The sequence below is a fragment of the Haloferax sp. Atlit-12N genome (assembly GCF_003383095.1).
In the GTDB taxonomy this organism is placed as follows: domain Archaea; phylum Halobacteriota; class Halobacteria; order Halobacteriales; family Haloferacaceae; genus Haloferax.
This window is the reverse complement of sequence record NZ_PSYW01000002.1, coordinates 145,348-159,278: the sequence shown is the minus strand read 5'-3', so window position 1 is coordinate 159,278 and position 13,931 is coordinate 145,348. Positions and strand designations below refer to the sequence as shown.

Here is a 13,931-nt window from a genome sequence, read left to right as displayed (position 1 = left end):
AAGAAAGCGGGCCGAGTCGACTCGGCCCGACGGAAAGGGCGGTTCGAACCGCCGAAACGGTTCCGAGACGATTACTCGTCGTCGAAGTGGTCGTCGAAGTCGCCGCCGTCGATGCGCTGTTTGAACGTGCGGGCGTCTTCGCCCTCGATGGTGACGCCGAGGGACGCGCACGTCCCGGCGACTTCCTTCGAGGCGTTCTTGAGGTCGTACGAGAGCAGGTCAGAGGACTTCTGCTCTGCGACCTTCTTCAGCTGTTCGATGGACATGTCGGCGACGAAGTTCTCCTGGGGTTCGCCGCTGCCGGTGTCGAATCCGACTTCGTCCTTGATGAGCGCCGCCGTCGGCGGGACGCCGACTTCGATGCTGAACGAGCCGTCGTCGTCGTACTCGACGGTGACGGGGACTTCCATGCCGTCGAAGGCAGCCGTCTGGTCGTTGATGTCGTTGACGACGTCCTGCACGTCGACGGGGGTCGGGCCGAGTTCCGGGCCGAGCGGCGGACCGGGGTTCGCCTTCCCGCCGGGAACGAGTACTTCGATAGTTCCAGCCATACGTGGAAACACCGTGTGGCGACTTTTAACGGTTTTCTTTCGCCCGGAGTCGTGTGCGACAACTACGCACAGCGCGCCGGGCCGCCGTCCGCCCGCTTACAGTTCGACGCCGAACGACTCCACGTCGCCCGCGAGCGCGGCCATCGACCCGAGAAGTTCGGCCACGTCGTCGAGGTCGCTCGTGGAGACGACCTCCACGGGCGTGTGCATGTAGCGGTTCGGGATGCCGATGTTGAGCGACGGGATGCCGGAGCGACTCGTGTAGAAGGCGTCGGCGTCGGTGCCCGTGCGGATGCCGGCGGCCTGCAGTTGGACGCCGATGTCAGCGTCTTTGGCCGCGTCGCGGGCGAGTGAGACGACGTTCGGGTGGTTCGCGCTCCCACGGGAGACGACCGGTCCCTCGCCGAGTTCGACCGGGCCCTTGCGCTTGCCGGGCACGTCGGGATTGTCCGTGGCGTGGGTCACGTCGACGGCGACCATCGCGTCGGGGTCGAGGTCGTAGCCGACCATCTTCGCGCCCTGCACGCCGACTTCCTCCTGGACGGTACTGACGGCGTACACCGTCGCGTCCACGCCGGCCTCGACGGCGGCTCGGAGGCCCTCCGCGGCCGACCACGTGCCGACGCGGTTGTCCATCCCGTTGGCCGCGACGCGGTCGCCCGCGAGGTCGCGGACCCGCGCTTCGACCGTCACGGGGTCGCCGACTTCGACGTGGTCCTTCGCGTCGCCCTTGCTCGTCGCGCCGATGTCGACGAACTGCTCTTCGAGGTCGTCGTACTCCTCGCTCCCCACGTCGCGGAGGTGGATGGCGGTCTGGCCGATGACGCCCGCCACGTCGCCGTCGTCGCCGTGGACCGTCACGTGCTGGCCCTTCGAGACGGTGCGGTCCGCGCCGCCGATGGGGCCGATGCGGACGAAGCCGTCGTCGTCGATGTCGCGGACGATGTAGCCGATTTGGTCGGCGTGGCCGGTGAAGGCGATTTCGGGGCCCTCGCCGGTGCCCTCGTGGACCGCGACGGCGTTGCCGTAGTCGTCGACCGTCACGTCGTCGGCGAACTGCGAGACGTAGTCCACCCACACGCGCTGGCCGGCGACCTCGTAGCCGGACGGGCTGGGTGTGGTGAGCAGGTCTTCGAGGAAGGCGCGTCGGTCGTCGTCCATACGGGACGTTCGCGGGCGGCGGGACAAGAACACAGCGAATCCAGCGCACTCAACCGAGGGTCGCCGCAGAGCGAGGTCGTCGCGCCCCGCGATGGTCCGTATCGCCCAATCGCCACAAGGCATATCCATCTTGTGAGCGTACTGATGGGTATGGCCGACTTCACCCTCTTCGAGGTCCACCTGCACGACGGCTTCGAGTTCAGCCCGACCAACAGCGCGCCGCTCCTCTCCAAGGGCGGCAGCGAGATGGAACTCGAAGCTGACGACGAATCGTACGACGACTACGACGACTACGATGTCGAATTCGACGACGACGAGGCCGACGAGGCCGAGTCGGGCGGCCGCCCCGGAGTGGGGCTACTCGTCGGGCTGGTCCTCCTCGTCGGCATCGCGGCGGCGGTCCGCTACATCCGCGGCGGCGGCGACGACCTCGACGAACTGGCCGACCTCGACGACGAGGAGCGCGACGAAGTCGAAATCGACGCCTGAGCCGGCGTCCCCGAGCACCGTTTTTCTGCGACCGTTCCCGCCGACGACCACCGCCGGATTCGGCCGCGGTCGGATACCCTTAAGCGAATCCCGTAGCAACTCCGGGGTATGACCGTTTCGAGCGCTCCCGGCAAGGTGTACCTGTTCGGGGAGCACGCAGTCGTCTACGGCGAGCCGGCGGTCCCCTGCGCGGTCGAGCGCCGGGCGACCGTCACCGTCTCCGCCCGCGACGACGACCACGTCCGCGTCCGCGCCGAGGATCTGAGTCTCAACGGCTTCACCGTCGAGTACCGCGGCTCGACCGGCGACCGGCCCGACGTGGACGTACCGGCACCGCTCGTGGAGGCCGCGATGGGCTACATCGACGCCGCGGTCGACCAGGCCCGCGACGCCGCCGACGCGCCCGACGCCGGCTTCGACATCACCGTCGAGAGCGACATCCCGCTCGGGGCCGGCCTCGGCTCCTCCGCGGCCGTCGTCGTCGCCGGCATCGACGCCGCGACCCGCGAACTCGGCGTCGAACTCACGCCTCGCGAAATCGCAGAACGCGCCTACCAAGCCGAACACGAGGTCCAAGACGGGCAGGCGTCCCGCGCCGACACCTTCTGCTCCGCGATGGGCGGGGCCGTCCGCGTCGAGGGCGACGACTGTCGGACCATCGACGCGCCGCCCCTCCCGTTCGTCATCGGCTTCGACGGCGGCGCGGGCGACACCGGCGCGCTCGTCTCCGGCGTCCGCGCGCTCCGCGAGGAGTACGACTTCGCCGCCGACACCGTCTCGACCGTCGGTGACATCGTCCGCCGGGGTGAGGAACTCCTCGCCGAGGCGGACCCCGATGCCGACGAACCGCCGGAGGAACTCCTCTCCGAACTCGGCCGGTTCATGAACTTCAACCACGGCCTCTTGGAGGCCCTCGGCGTCTCCTCGCGCTCGCTCGACTCGATGGTGTGGGCCGCCCGCGAGGCCGGCGCGTACGGCGCGAAACTGACCGGCGCTGGCGGCGGCGGCTGTATCGTCTCCTTGGACCCGACGCCCGAGACCCAGACTGCGCTCCGGTTCACCCCCGGTTGCGAGGACGCTTTCCGCGCCGAACTCGCCACCGAGGGCGTCAGAGTCGAGGTCCCACCCGGGGCCGAGGTTGACGACGAGGGCCCCGAATCCGACCGGGGTGACTCAGCGTGAGCCTCGTCGTCCTCAAACTCGGCGGGAGCGTCGTCACCGACAAGGACGAACCGGAGACGGTGGACGAGGAGGGACTGGCGGCCGCGGCGGACGCGGTCGCGACCCTCGCCGAGTCGGGCCGCGTCGTCGTCGTCCACGGCGGGGGAAGCTTCGGCCACCACCACGCCGCCGAACACGGCGTCTCCTCGGAGTCCGGAAGCCACGACGCCCGCGGCGTGCGCGCCATCCACGACGCGATGAAGCGACTCAACGACGCCGTCCTCGACGCCCTCGCGGACCGCGGCGTCGCGGCCCTGCCGGTCCACCCGCTCTCGGCCGGCGCGCGCGAGGCCGACGGCTCGCTGTCGCTTCCCCTCGCGGCGACCGAGACGATGCTCGACGAGGGCTTCGTCCCGGTCCTCCACGGAGATGTCATCGCGCACGCGGGGAAGGGCGCGACCATCGTCAGCGGCGACGACCTCGTGGTGTCGCTCGCGTCCGGTCTCGGCGCGGACCGCGTCGGCCTCTGTTCGACCGTCCCCGGCGTGCTCGACGCCGACGGCGACGTGATTCCGGAGATTACGGCGTTCGCGGACGCGGCCGACGCGCTCGGCGGGTCGGACTCCACCGACGTGACCGGCGGCATGGCCGCGAAAGTCAGAAAACTGCTCGCGCTCGGCGCGCCGGCGCACGTCTTCGGCCCCGAGGGGCTGTCGGCGTTCGTCGCCGGCGAGTCGCCCGGAACCTTCATCCGCGGAGAATAGTCGGAGCCGAACTCAGAGTTCGACGACCAAGCCGTCTTTTGCGACCCGGACCTCGCCGTCGAAGTGTTCGCTCACGCTCGCCCGCAGGTCGTCGGTGACGCGGTCGGCGTGCGGGTAGAGGTGTGTCAGGAAGACCGAATCGATGTCCCATCCGGCGAGTGCCTCGCCCACCTGCGACGGCGTCGGATGGTTCGACACGTCCACGTCGTCCGGGAACGAGCAGTCGTGCGCGAGGACGCTCGCGCCGTCGGCGAAGTCGCCGAGGGCGGAGAACGCCTCTGTGTCCCCCGAGAAGACGAAGTCGGCCTCGCCCCGCTCGTTGCTGAAGCGGTAGGCGAGCGTCGGCATCGAGTGGCGGACCTCGAACCCCATCACGTCGAAGCCGGCGACGCCGAACTCGGTCGGGCCGACCTCCCGAATCTGGATGTCGAGGCGGCCCCGGAGGTAGTCGTGGACGTCGAGCAGTCCCTCGACGAGTTCCTCGGTCCCCTCTGGACCGACGATTTCGAGGCGGTCCTGTCCGGCGAGCCACCGGGCTTTCACGAGCGCCATGAGGTCCGACACGTGGTCGAGGTGGTGGTGCGTGAGGAGGACCGACGAGACACCCTCGTAGTCGACCTCCGTCTCGGCGAGGCGGGCGAGGACGCCCGACCCGCAGTCCACGAGGAGGGCGTTGCCGTCCGATTCGAGGAGGAGTCCGGTCTGGGCGCGGCCGGTGACGGGCATCGCACTACCGGTGCCGAGGAACGTGACGCGCATGCGCAGAGCTACCACGGCGGCGGCGTTAGTCCTTGTGCTCGCGCGAACGAGTCAACGGGAATGAAAATATTGATGGTAGACATGATTCTTGTCGTGGGTGAGATTGTGTCCCGCATTCGCACCTTCCTCTCGCACGGTATTTTCGCCGTCGTCGCGGTCTACGCGGTGGTGACGCTCGCATTCGTCGTCATCGCGCTCACCCCGGACCCCGGCGAGGCCGCGCTCGCGCACAGCCTCGTCCGGCAGGGCCGCGGCGACCAACTCGAAGCGAAACTCCGCGCCTACCGCGCCGCCCGTAACCTCGACGTGCCCGTCACGACACGGTACGCGCGCTGGCTGGTCGATATCACCGTCCTCGACTGGGGGCGTTCGTTCGCGACCGGGCGCTCGGTGCTGTCGATGGTCCGCGAAGGGCTGGCGTACACGCTCTCGTACGTCGTCCCCGGCGTCGTCGTCGGCACGGCCGGCGGCATCTGGGCCGGCCTGTCGACCGCTCGCGACTCGGCGTCGAACGCCGGCCGCGGCCTATCGGTCCTCTCGTACGCCGCCTTCGGCGTCCCGAGTTTCTGGCTGGCGGCCGTCTTCTTCGTCACTGTCGCTCCGAAGCTCTCGTGGTTCCCCGACCGCCTGCCGACGACCGGTCCCTTCTCTCCCGAGGTACTGTTGTTCCTCGCCCCCGCGGCCGTCATCGTCGCGGTGAACGTCTTCGCCGGCCAACTCCGGTACGCCCGGACGAAGGGAAGCGAGTACTTCCAGTCCGACTTCGTGCGACAGCACCGCGCCGTCGGCGTGAGTCGCCGGAAAGTCATGTGGTACGTCCTCCGGGTAGCCGCGGTCCCGCTGCTCGCGGTGTCGCTCGCGGACCTCATCGCCATTCTCGTCGTCAACGTGTTCGTCGTCGAGTACGTGTTCAACGTCCCCGGCGTCGGTTTCCTCACGTATCAGGCCGTCCTCGACCGCGACATGCCCGTGGTCCTCGGGATGACGATGGTCGTCGCGCTCGCGGGCATCGGTGCCAACTTCCTCCAAGAGGTCGCGAACACGCTCCTCGACCCGCGAATCGGCGACGACGGAGGCGCGCCATGAGCGATACCGCCACCGGGAGCGCGACCCGCGGCCGTACCGAGAGCCGCGACTTGAAGCCGGTCGTCGTCGCCGTCGGCCTGCTCGCGTTCGCGGCGCTGGCGTGGTACTCGTCGGCGGTTGACCCCCTGCCGTTCGTCGGCGACCTCCGCCGCATCGACCTGCTTTTCGTCCCCGCGCTGTTCCTCCTGTGCGCTTACGGCGTCGCCCCGCTCGTCGCCGAGCCCGAGCGGGCGAAGCCCATGGTGAACCACGCGCGAGAGCGGCCGCTGGTCGCGTTCAGCCTGCTGTGGGTCGGCCTGTTCGTCGTCGTCGGACTGGTCGCGCCCGCGTTCATCGACCTGTCGTACGACCTCGACGCGACCAACCAACCGCCCGTGTACGCGACGGTCGCGAGCACGTTCACCGACGACTGCCTCGGCACCCTCGCGGCCGGCCGGTGTTCCGGGACGTGGGCCCACCCACTCGGAACGACCGGCATCGGCCGCGACGTGCTGACGCTCGTCCTGTTCGGGATGCGCGAGGCGCTGACGTTCGCGACCATCGTCGCGGCGCTCATCGTCCCCGTCGCCACGACCGTCGGCGTCGTCGCGGGCTACCGAGGCGGGCTGACCGACAGCCTCCTGATGCGCGTCGTGGACGTACAGCAGACGCTCCCCGCGTTCGTCATCTACGTCATCGCCAGCTTCCTCGCCGGCGAGAGCCAGTTCCTCCTCGTCGCCGTCTTCGGCCTGACGAGTTGGGGGAGCGTCGCGCGCATCGTCCGCAACGAGACGGTCCACCTGAAGGCGAGCGACAGCGTCACCGCGGCCACCGTCGTCGGCGCGGGCACGCTCCACGTCCTCCGGCGACACATCCTGCCGAAGCTCTCCGGACCCATCGCCACCGCCGTCACGCGACAGATTCCGATGCTCCTGCTCGTAGAGGCGGCGCTGTCGTACATGGAACTGACCGTCGTCACCTCCGGGTCGTGGGGGCGGACGATTAAGACCGGGATGGCCGAGTTCCCGCGGGCGTGGTGGATATCCGCCGCTCCGGTCGTCGCGCTCTGCGTGACGGTCGTCGCGTTCAGCGTCCTCGGCGACGCCCTCCGAACCGTCGTGGACCCGCGACTTGACGACTGACGGGGGACGGCCCCTTCGGGCGCGGCGTCGGCTCCGACCACCGCGGCCACAGGCACAACCCTCATACCCGCGCAGGCTAACCCCGAGGTAATGACCCGGCGCGGCCGCTCGCTTCTCGCGTCGAGAGGCGGCGACTACGAGTTCGACCCCGAGTCGGTGTCGGTCGCCGACGAGGACGTGCTCGACCTGTTAGAGCCCGCCGTCCAGGAGTGGTGGGTCGACCGGTTCGGGGAGTTCGTCCCCGGCAACGGCGGCTTTTTCACCCCGCCACAGCGCGGGGCCATCCCGCGCATCCACGACGGCGATAACGCCCTCATCTGCGCGCCGACGGGGTCGGGAAAGACGCTCGCCTCTTTTACCGCCATCATCAACGAGCTGTTCCGCCGGGAGCGCGAGTCGCCCGACGGCCTCGACAACTCGGTGTACTGCCTCTACGTCTCGCCGCTGAAGTCACTCGCAAACGACATCCACCGGAACCTGACCGAGCCGCTTTCTGGCATCGCCGACATCGCCGAGGGCCGCGGCGAGACGGTGGACATCAGACACGCCATCCGCCACGGCGACACCTCCTCCGCGGACCGCCAGAAGATGCTGTCGGAGACGCCGCACATCCTCAACACGACGCCCGAGACGCTGGCGATTCTGCTCAACTCACCGAAGTTCAAAGAGAAGCTCCGAACCGTCGAGTACGTCGTCGTCGACGAGATTCACAGCCTCGCGGAGAACAAACGCGGCACCCACCTGTCGGTGTCGCTGGAGCGATTAGAAGACCTCGCCGAGTCGTCGCCGACGCGCATCGGCTGTTCGGCCACCGTCGAGCCGCTCGACACGGTCGCGGAGTTCCTCGTCGGCTGCGAGGACGGCGAGCCCCGCGACTACGAACTCGTCGACACGCGGTTCGTCCGCGACTTCGACGTCCGACTGGAGTGTCCGACCGACGACCTGATTCGGACCCCCCGAAGCGAGGTCCAAAACCGGTTTTACGACCGCCTGCACGAACTCGTGGCCTCGCACACGAACACGCTCGTGTTCACCAACACGCGGTCGGGCGCGGAGCGCGTCCTCCACAACCTCCGCGAGGAGTTCGACGACATCGACGAGTCGAACTCCGGCTGTCACCACGGGAGCCTCTCGAAAGAGCGCAGACAGGAGATAGAGTCGAAGCTGAAGGCGGGCGAGTTGCGCGTCGTCACCACCTCCACGAGCCTCGAACTCGGCATCGACATGCCCCACATCGACCTCGTCGTGCAGGTCGGCTCGCCCAAGTCGGTCGCCGCGCTCCTCCAGCGGGTCGGCCGGGCCGGCCACCAACTCGGTCAGACGGTCGAGGGCCGCGTCATCGCCCTCGACAGGGACGAACTCGTCGAGTGCGCGGTGATGCTCTCGAAGGCCGAATCCGGCTTCGTCGACCGGGTGTTCATCCCCGAGAACGCCTTCGACGTGGCCGCCCAGCAGGTGTACGGGATGGCCATCAACGCGATTCGCCCCGAGTCGGAACTCCGCGAGACGCTCCGGCGGGCCTACCCCTATCGGAACTTCTCCGACAACGACTTCGAGCGGCTGTTCCGCTATCTCACCGCCGACTACGACGGCCTCGAAGACAAGAACGTCTACGCGAAAATCTGGCGCGACACCAACGACCCGCCGGACGGCGAACACCACTACGAGGAGTACCCCGTCGGCGAGCCCCTCATCGGCAAACGCGGTCGGATGGCCCGCGTCATCTACATGACTAACATCGGCACGATTCCCGATTCCTTTACCTGCGACGTGCTGGTTCGCGGGGCCGACCAGTGGGTCGGCACGCTCGATGAGGGCTACCTCGACACGCTGGAGAAAGGCGACGTGTTCGTCCTCGGCGGCGACCACTTCGCCTACCGCTACCGCCGCGGGTCGAAGGTGTACGTGGACCGCACCTCACAGCGCCCGACGGTCCCGTCGTGGTTCTCCGAGCGCCTGCCGCTTTCGTACGACCTCGGCCGCGAACTCGCGGCGTTCCAAGCCGACCTCGTGGACCGACTCGACGCCGGCGGCGCGCCCGCCGTCAGGTCGTGGCTCCGGGAGTTCCCCCTCGACGAGAACAGCGTCCGCGCCGTCACGCGGATGTTCGACGAGCAGGTCAGGTACGCCGGCCCCGAGAGCGTGGCGACCCCCGACAGACTCGTCGTGGAGACCGAACTCGACCGCGACAGCTACCGCCGACATTTCTACGTCCACTGCACCTACGGCCGGCGGTTCAACGACGGCCTCTCGCGGCTCCTCGCGTACCACGCGGCCCGCCGGACGAACGCGAACGTGCAGGTCGCCGTCGCCGACAACGGCTTTTCGCTCTCGATGCCGCTCAACCGCAAGGTCGACCTCGCGGGCGTCCTCCGCGACCTCACGCCCGAAGAGGTTGAGGACGACCTGCGGGCCGCCCTCGGCGGGACCGACCTCCTGAAGCGCTACTTCCGCATCAACGCGACACGGTCGCTCATGATTCTCAAGCGCTACAAGGGCTACGAGAAGTCCGCCGCCCAACAGCAGGTCTCCTCGGAGATGTTGCTGTCGTTCGCGCAGGACCTCGACGAGTTCGCCGTGATGGAAGAGACCTACCGCGAGATTCTCGAAGACAAACTCAACCTCGCCGCCATCGAGGACGCGGTTTCGGCGATTCGAGCGGGCGACGTGGACGTGGTCGGCCATCAGGTCTCGTCGCCGACGCCGCGGGCGTTCGGCCTCGCCACGCTGACCGCGAGCGACGTGGTTCTCGCCGAGGACGAGAGCGCGGCGCTCCGGGAGTTCCACGAGCGCGTCAAGGCCGAAATCGGTGACGACGAGGCGGACCTCGGTATCGACGTGAACTGACACCCGACGGGATAGCGGTTCGACGGTCGGTGCGCCGCGGAGCAGAGACGCCTTACCGCCGCGCCCACGCGAGCATCCGGCCGTAGAACGGGTCGGATTCGAGCGCGTCGGCGTCGCCGACGAGACACAGCGCCTTCTTCGCCCGCGTGAGTGCGACGTTGATTCGACGGTGGTCCTCGAACAGCGGGCCGTCCAACTCGCCGGTGGCGACGAAGGAGACGACGATGACCTCCTTCGAGGAGCCCTGGAACCGGTCGACCGTGTCGACGGTGGCGTCGGTTCGGCGGGAGATTTCGGCGACTTGCGCCCGGAACGGCGCGATGACGCCGATGTCGTCGATGTCGACACCGGCGGCCTCGTACGCGGCGACGACCTCCGCCACGCGGTCGGCTTCGACGGGGTTCGTGTTGCCGGCGCGCCGGCCGTCTGGGTCGACGAAGGCGACTTGGTCCGCGAGTTCGGCGGGGAGGTCCGCGGTGTCGACGCCGAGGTCGCGGAGGTGTTGGGCGGCGACGGCACCCGTGGCCGGGCGGAGCGCGCCGTCGTAGAACTCCTTCGAGGCGAACGCCTGAATCCGCTGGGACATGCGGTACTGGCGGTCGAGCATGACCGAGGCGTCGAGGTACGTCTCGATGAGTCGCTGGAACAGCGATTTCTGGAGGTCGTTTTCGGCGCGGACGACCGGGGGAAGCTGTTTGTGGTCGCCGACGAGGACGAACCGGTCGGCGAGGTTCACGGCGGCGAGCGTCCCGGGTTCGGTTATCTGTGACGCCTCGTCGACGAGCACCACGTCGAACGACTGCTCGCGCATCACGCGCGACCCGCAGGAGGCGGTGGTCGCGGCGACGACCGGTGCGTCGTGGAGGGCGCCCGCGAGCGCGTTCGGGTCACCGCTCCGCGAGAGGCGCACGTCCTGCATGTCCTCGCGGACACCCGATTCGGTGCCGACGCGGACGATATTCTCGAATCCCTGGTCCCGCAGGGCTTCGAGCGCGTTGTCGACCGCGCGGTTCGTGAAGGCCGAAAGCAGGACGCGGTTGCCGTCCTCGACGAGCGCGCGGATGGTCCGGGCGATGGTGTAGGTCTTGCCCGTCCCCGGCGGGCCGTGGATGAGCGCGAGGTCGTCGGCGTCGACCGCGAGGCGCACCGCGTCGTCCTGGGCGTCGTTGTTGTCGATGAACGTGCGGCCCGCAGAGCGGTCCGAGAAGTCGGGGTCGCGGCGGCCGAACAGCACGTCCTTCCGGTCGGGCGAGCCCTTGAGCACCGCGTCGTGGAGGGCGGTGAGCAGGCGGTCGACGGTGAGTTCGGAGGGGTACACGTCGAGGCGGCGGAGCGGCACGGGTTCGTCGGTCGTGACGACGGTTTCGTCGCCGAGTTCGACGATGCGCGCGAGTTCGGCGTGCCCCTCGACGGGGTGGCCGTCGCTGGCGAGCGCCACGTCGCCGGCGCGAAGTTTCGACACCGCGTCGTCGGTCTGTTTGGCCCGGAGCTCCCACGTGCCGTCGGGGCGTTCGGTCTGACCGAGGGGTTCGAGGCCGATGAGCGCCCGGTCGTCGTCGGCGCGCTCCTCGGCGCTCTGGTCCCAGAGTTTGCGGTACTCGTTGTGGACCGCCCGGCGCTCTTCTTCGACGGCGCGGTAGAAGCGGTCGAAGTAGTCGCGTTCGTCCTCGGGGACCGGCTTCCCGATTGCGCCAGCTTTCGACTCCTGGTCGAGTCTGCCGGAGACGACCATGCAGGTATCTTTCTCGAAGCAGTACTCGCACTTCGAGTTCACCTCGTAGCCGGTCGGGACCGACGCGTCGTGTTCCATCGCCGCGATTTCGTTGCGGGTGCGGACGACGAACTCCAGCAGGCCGCGACCGATGGAGAAGTCCTTCGCTGGCGAGAGGTCGCCGGACTCCTCGGTGCGGTCGAGCGTCGTGTTCTTCGTGTAGAGGAGCGTCCCCGTATCGACGGGTACGCCCCGCTCTTCGAGGATGAGCGCGTAGGAGGCGGCCTGAATCTTGTCCTGGAACCGCGGGTCGCGGTTGAGGTTCTTGCCGGTCTTGAGTTCGACGGGCGACCCCCGGCGGAGGGCGTCGGCGCGGCCCTTGATGCCGAACGTCGGCGAGATGAGGGTGTACTCCGAGCGCCACTCGTCCTCGTCGGTGAGGACGCCCTGCGAGAGCCACCCCTCGATGGCGGCGGCGTTACGGCGCACCTCGTCCGCGACTTCGTCGACCTCGCGGCCGAGCAGGCCGAGTTCGAGGCCGCGCTCGTCGATGCGCTCGTCGATGGACGACTCGAGGTCGCGGCCGCGGAGGAGGTCGCCGAACACGTCGTGGACGATGGTCCCTTTCACCACCGGGTAGTTCAGCGGGATGCCAGAGAGCTTGTTCAGGTAGTACATCCGCGAGCACTGCACCCACGAGCGGATGTCGGTCACGTCCACGAGGAAGTCGGGCTCGACGACGACGAACGACTCAGAGCCGGTCGAGTACGTCGTCTCGCCGCGGTACTCGGACTCCTCGGCGTCGGTGACGAGCAGGTCCATCCCCGGTTCGGCGTGTTCGGCGGCGTGGGTCCACTTTCCCCAGAGGGTGACGGTGACTGGCTCTCCGGTCCCGCGCTCGGGGCGGAGCGTCACCTCCGCCAGCGAGCGCTCGCCGTACTTCGTTTCGACGTCACGCGGCTCGCCGACCTCGACGAGCGGACCGCGAAGGTTCACGTCCGAACCGTCGGTGAGGCGCGGCCAAATAGCCGTCGGTGGGGTGTGAGTCCCGCGGCGGTTCGCGTGCGCGAATTCCCCGACCGTCACGCTCTTTCTCCCCCGCGTGGTACGCCCAACCATGCGCGTCAGAGATTGGCAAGACATCCTCTCGGAGGTCGTCGAAGACGGCCGCGACCGCGACCCCGACGCGTGGCGGGCCGTCGCGGGCACCCGGCGACGGAGCCTCGGCGAGGACCTCTTTCTCGCCCACCCAGACGCCGGTGTCTACCAACTGAAGACGTACGCGAAGAACCCCTACGAAGTCCGCGGCGTCGGCGCTCGCGTCGCCCGCCGCATCGACGACGACCTCGACCCGCTGTTCCCGCGTCGGCGCGGTGACGAGCACGGCGAGGCCGACGCCAGCCGGTTCGCAGTCCAGCAACCGCCCGAAGACGAGTCGCAGGCCGAGTCGATGGCGCGGCGACTCGAAGAGACCGTGAAGGTCCACGCCGACGCACCGACCACCGCCGACGACTTCTTCACCGACGTGATGGAAGCCCTCGAAAGCCCGGCGTTCGGCCCGATGGACTACGAGTTCGATACCCGGCCCGACCGCCTCGACGACCTCGCCGACGAGTTCGCCGACGCTGACGAACTGCTGTCCACGGACCTCGACGACCTCATCGAGTCCGACGGCGTCGACCGCGGGTTCCAGTGAGACATCGGTTTCAAACCCTCCCAACCCAATGGACTGCTATGGACGATAGACTCCGCGGGCGGTCGCGAAAACCGCCCCACGGCGTTATTTCGGAGGAACGATGGTCGGTTCCAGCATGAGCGACGAGGAGACGCGACTCGCCAACAACCGAATCAAAATCGGATTCGTCCTGTTGGTCGGCGCGTCGGCCGGGCTCGTCGCCGTCCAAGCCGGGGCGACGCTCGTTCAGGGCGCAGTCGCGCTCCTCGCCGGCTTGGTCATCGGTGGCCTCCTCACGTGGTATCTGGGCCGCTGGGCCCAGGAGTTCACCGCGGTAAACCGGCGTTAGACGTATCGTCCGTTGTGAATTTCACCCACAAACATATATCTCACATGAACCGTGTGACACAGAATCGCAGAGTATATAGCTGTCCTCTGAGGACAGTTTCTCGCCGGTAGCCAGGGCAGGGGCAATGACCTGGTTATTCACCGGATAGCGCTGTGGGGCACCGGAATTGGGCCTCTGATGCAACACGGCGACCTACCCAAGGTACGTACGCGACCCGAGACGGCTCGGGCATCGGGTACGCATGCTTAAGATGGAGT

General features: G+C 68.3%; 12 protein-coding genes. 8 read left to right on the top strand and 4 right to left on the bottom strand.

Annotated elements, in window-relative coordinates; translation table 11 throughout:
- Nucleotides 1-71 precede the first annotated feature (71 nt).
- Both C5B90_RS09030 and C5B90_RS09025 read right to left on the bottom strand, forming a co-directional pair.
- A complete protein-coding gene (locus C5B90_RS09030) occupies nucleotides 72-551 on the bottom strand; it encodes a 50S ribosomal protein L11 (RefSeq protein WP_008094977.1) in 480 nt (159 codons plus the stop codon).
- A 96-nt stretch (nucleotides 552-647) separates the two neighbouring features.
- Nucleotides 648-1,712 carry a M42 family peptidase gene (locus C5B90_RS09025; protein WP_115880886.1) on the bottom strand — a complete coding sequence of 355 codons (1,065 nt, stop codon included), beginning with the start codon at nucleotides 1,710-1,712 and terminating at the stop codon, nucleotides 648-650.
- 150 nt (nucleotides 1,713-1,862) lie between these two features.
- On the opposite strand from C5B90_RS09025, the gene C5B90_RS09020 reads away from it, so the two are divergent.
- The 3 genes from C5B90_RS09020 to C5B90_RS09010 all read left to right on the top strand — a co-directional run bounded on the left by C5B90_RS09020 (nucleotide 1,863) and on the right by C5B90_RS09010 (nucleotide 4,126).
- Nucleotides 1,863-2,201: a hypothetical protein gene (locus C5B90_RS09020; protein ID WP_115880884.1), complete on the top strand. Its 339-nt coding sequence runs from the start codon at nucleotides 1,863-1,865 to the stop codon at nucleotides 2,199-2,201.
- A 108-nt stretch (nucleotides 2,202-2,309) separates the two neighbouring features.
- Entirely contained in the window at nucleotides 2,310-3,383 is a 1,074-nt protein-coding gene (gene mvk / locus C5B90_RS09015) for a mevalonate kinase (protein WP_115880882.1), read from the top strand.
- The gene (locus C5B90_RS09010) at nucleotides 3,380-4,126 is read left to right on the top strand and encodes an isopentenyl phosphate kinase (RefSeq protein WP_115880880.1); all 747 of its coding nucleotides are present in this window, start codon (nucleotides 3,380-3,382) and stop codon (nucleotides 4,124-4,126) included. Before mvk ends, C5B90_RS09010 begins: the two co-directional genes overlap by 4 nt.
- 12 nt (nucleotides 4,127-4,138) lie before the next feature.
- On the opposite strand, the gene C5B90_RS09005 is transcribed toward C5B90_RS09010, so the two are convergent.
- Nucleotides 4,139-4,885, bottom strand: coding sequence for an MBL fold metallo-hydrolase (locus C5B90_RS09005; protein WP_115880878.1), 747 nt, complete (start codon nucleotides 4,883-4,885; stop codon nucleotides 4,139-4,141).
- 72 nt (nucleotides 4,886-4,957) lie between these two features.
- Between C5B90_RS09005 and C5B90_RS09000 the strand changes: the two genes are divergently transcribed.
- From C5B90_RS09000 to C5B90_RS08990, 3 genes are all read left to right on the top strand, one after another.
- On the top strand, nucleotides 4,958-5,971 hold the full coding sequence (locus C5B90_RS09000) for an ABC transporter permease (protein ID WP_115880876.1): 1,014 nt from the start codon (nucleotides 4,958-4,960) through the stop codon (nucleotides 5,969-5,971).
- On the top strand, nucleotides 5,968-7,092 hold the full coding sequence (locus C5B90_RS08995) for an ABC transporter permease (protein WP_004061343.1): 1,125 nt from the start codon (nucleotides 5,968-5,970) through the stop codon (nucleotides 7,090-7,092). The genes C5B90_RS09000 and C5B90_RS08995 overlap by 4 nt, the downstream gene beginning before the upstream one ends.
- A gap of 90 nt (nucleotides 7,093-7,182) precedes the next feature.
- Nucleotides 7,183-9,939, top strand: coding sequence for an ATP-dependent helicase (locus C5B90_RS08990; protein ID WP_115880874.1), 2,757 nt, complete (start codon nucleotides 7,183-7,185; stop codon nucleotides 9,937-9,939).
- Between the two features lie 52 nt (nucleotides 9,940-9,991).
- On the opposite strand, the gene C5B90_RS08985 is transcribed toward C5B90_RS08990, so the two are convergent.
- On the bottom strand, nucleotides 9,992-12,646 hold the full coding sequence (locus tag C5B90_RS08985) for an AAA domain-containing protein (protein WP_115880873.1): 2,655 nt from the start codon (nucleotides 12,644-12,646) through the stop codon (nucleotides 9,992-9,994).
- 121 nt (nucleotides 12,647-12,767) lie between these two features.
- Here C5B90_RS08985 and C5B90_RS08980 point away from each other — a divergent pair, with 121 nt between their 5' ends.
- Together C5B90_RS08980 and C5B90_RS08975 are read left to right on the top strand one after the other, a co-directional pair.
- Entirely contained in the window at nucleotides 12,768-13,346 is a 579-nt protein-coding gene (locus C5B90_RS08980) for a hypothetical protein (RefSeq protein WP_115880871.1), read from the top strand.
- A gap of 100 nt (nucleotides 13,347-13,446) precedes the next feature.
- Nucleotides 13,447-13,674 (top strand): hypothetical protein, encoded by a 228-nt coding sequence (locus C5B90_RS08975; protein WP_115880869.1) that lies wholly within the window; start codon nucleotides 13,447-13,449, stop codon nucleotides 13,672-13,674.
- The last annotated feature ends 257 nt before the right edge of the window (nucleotides 13,675-13,931 follow it).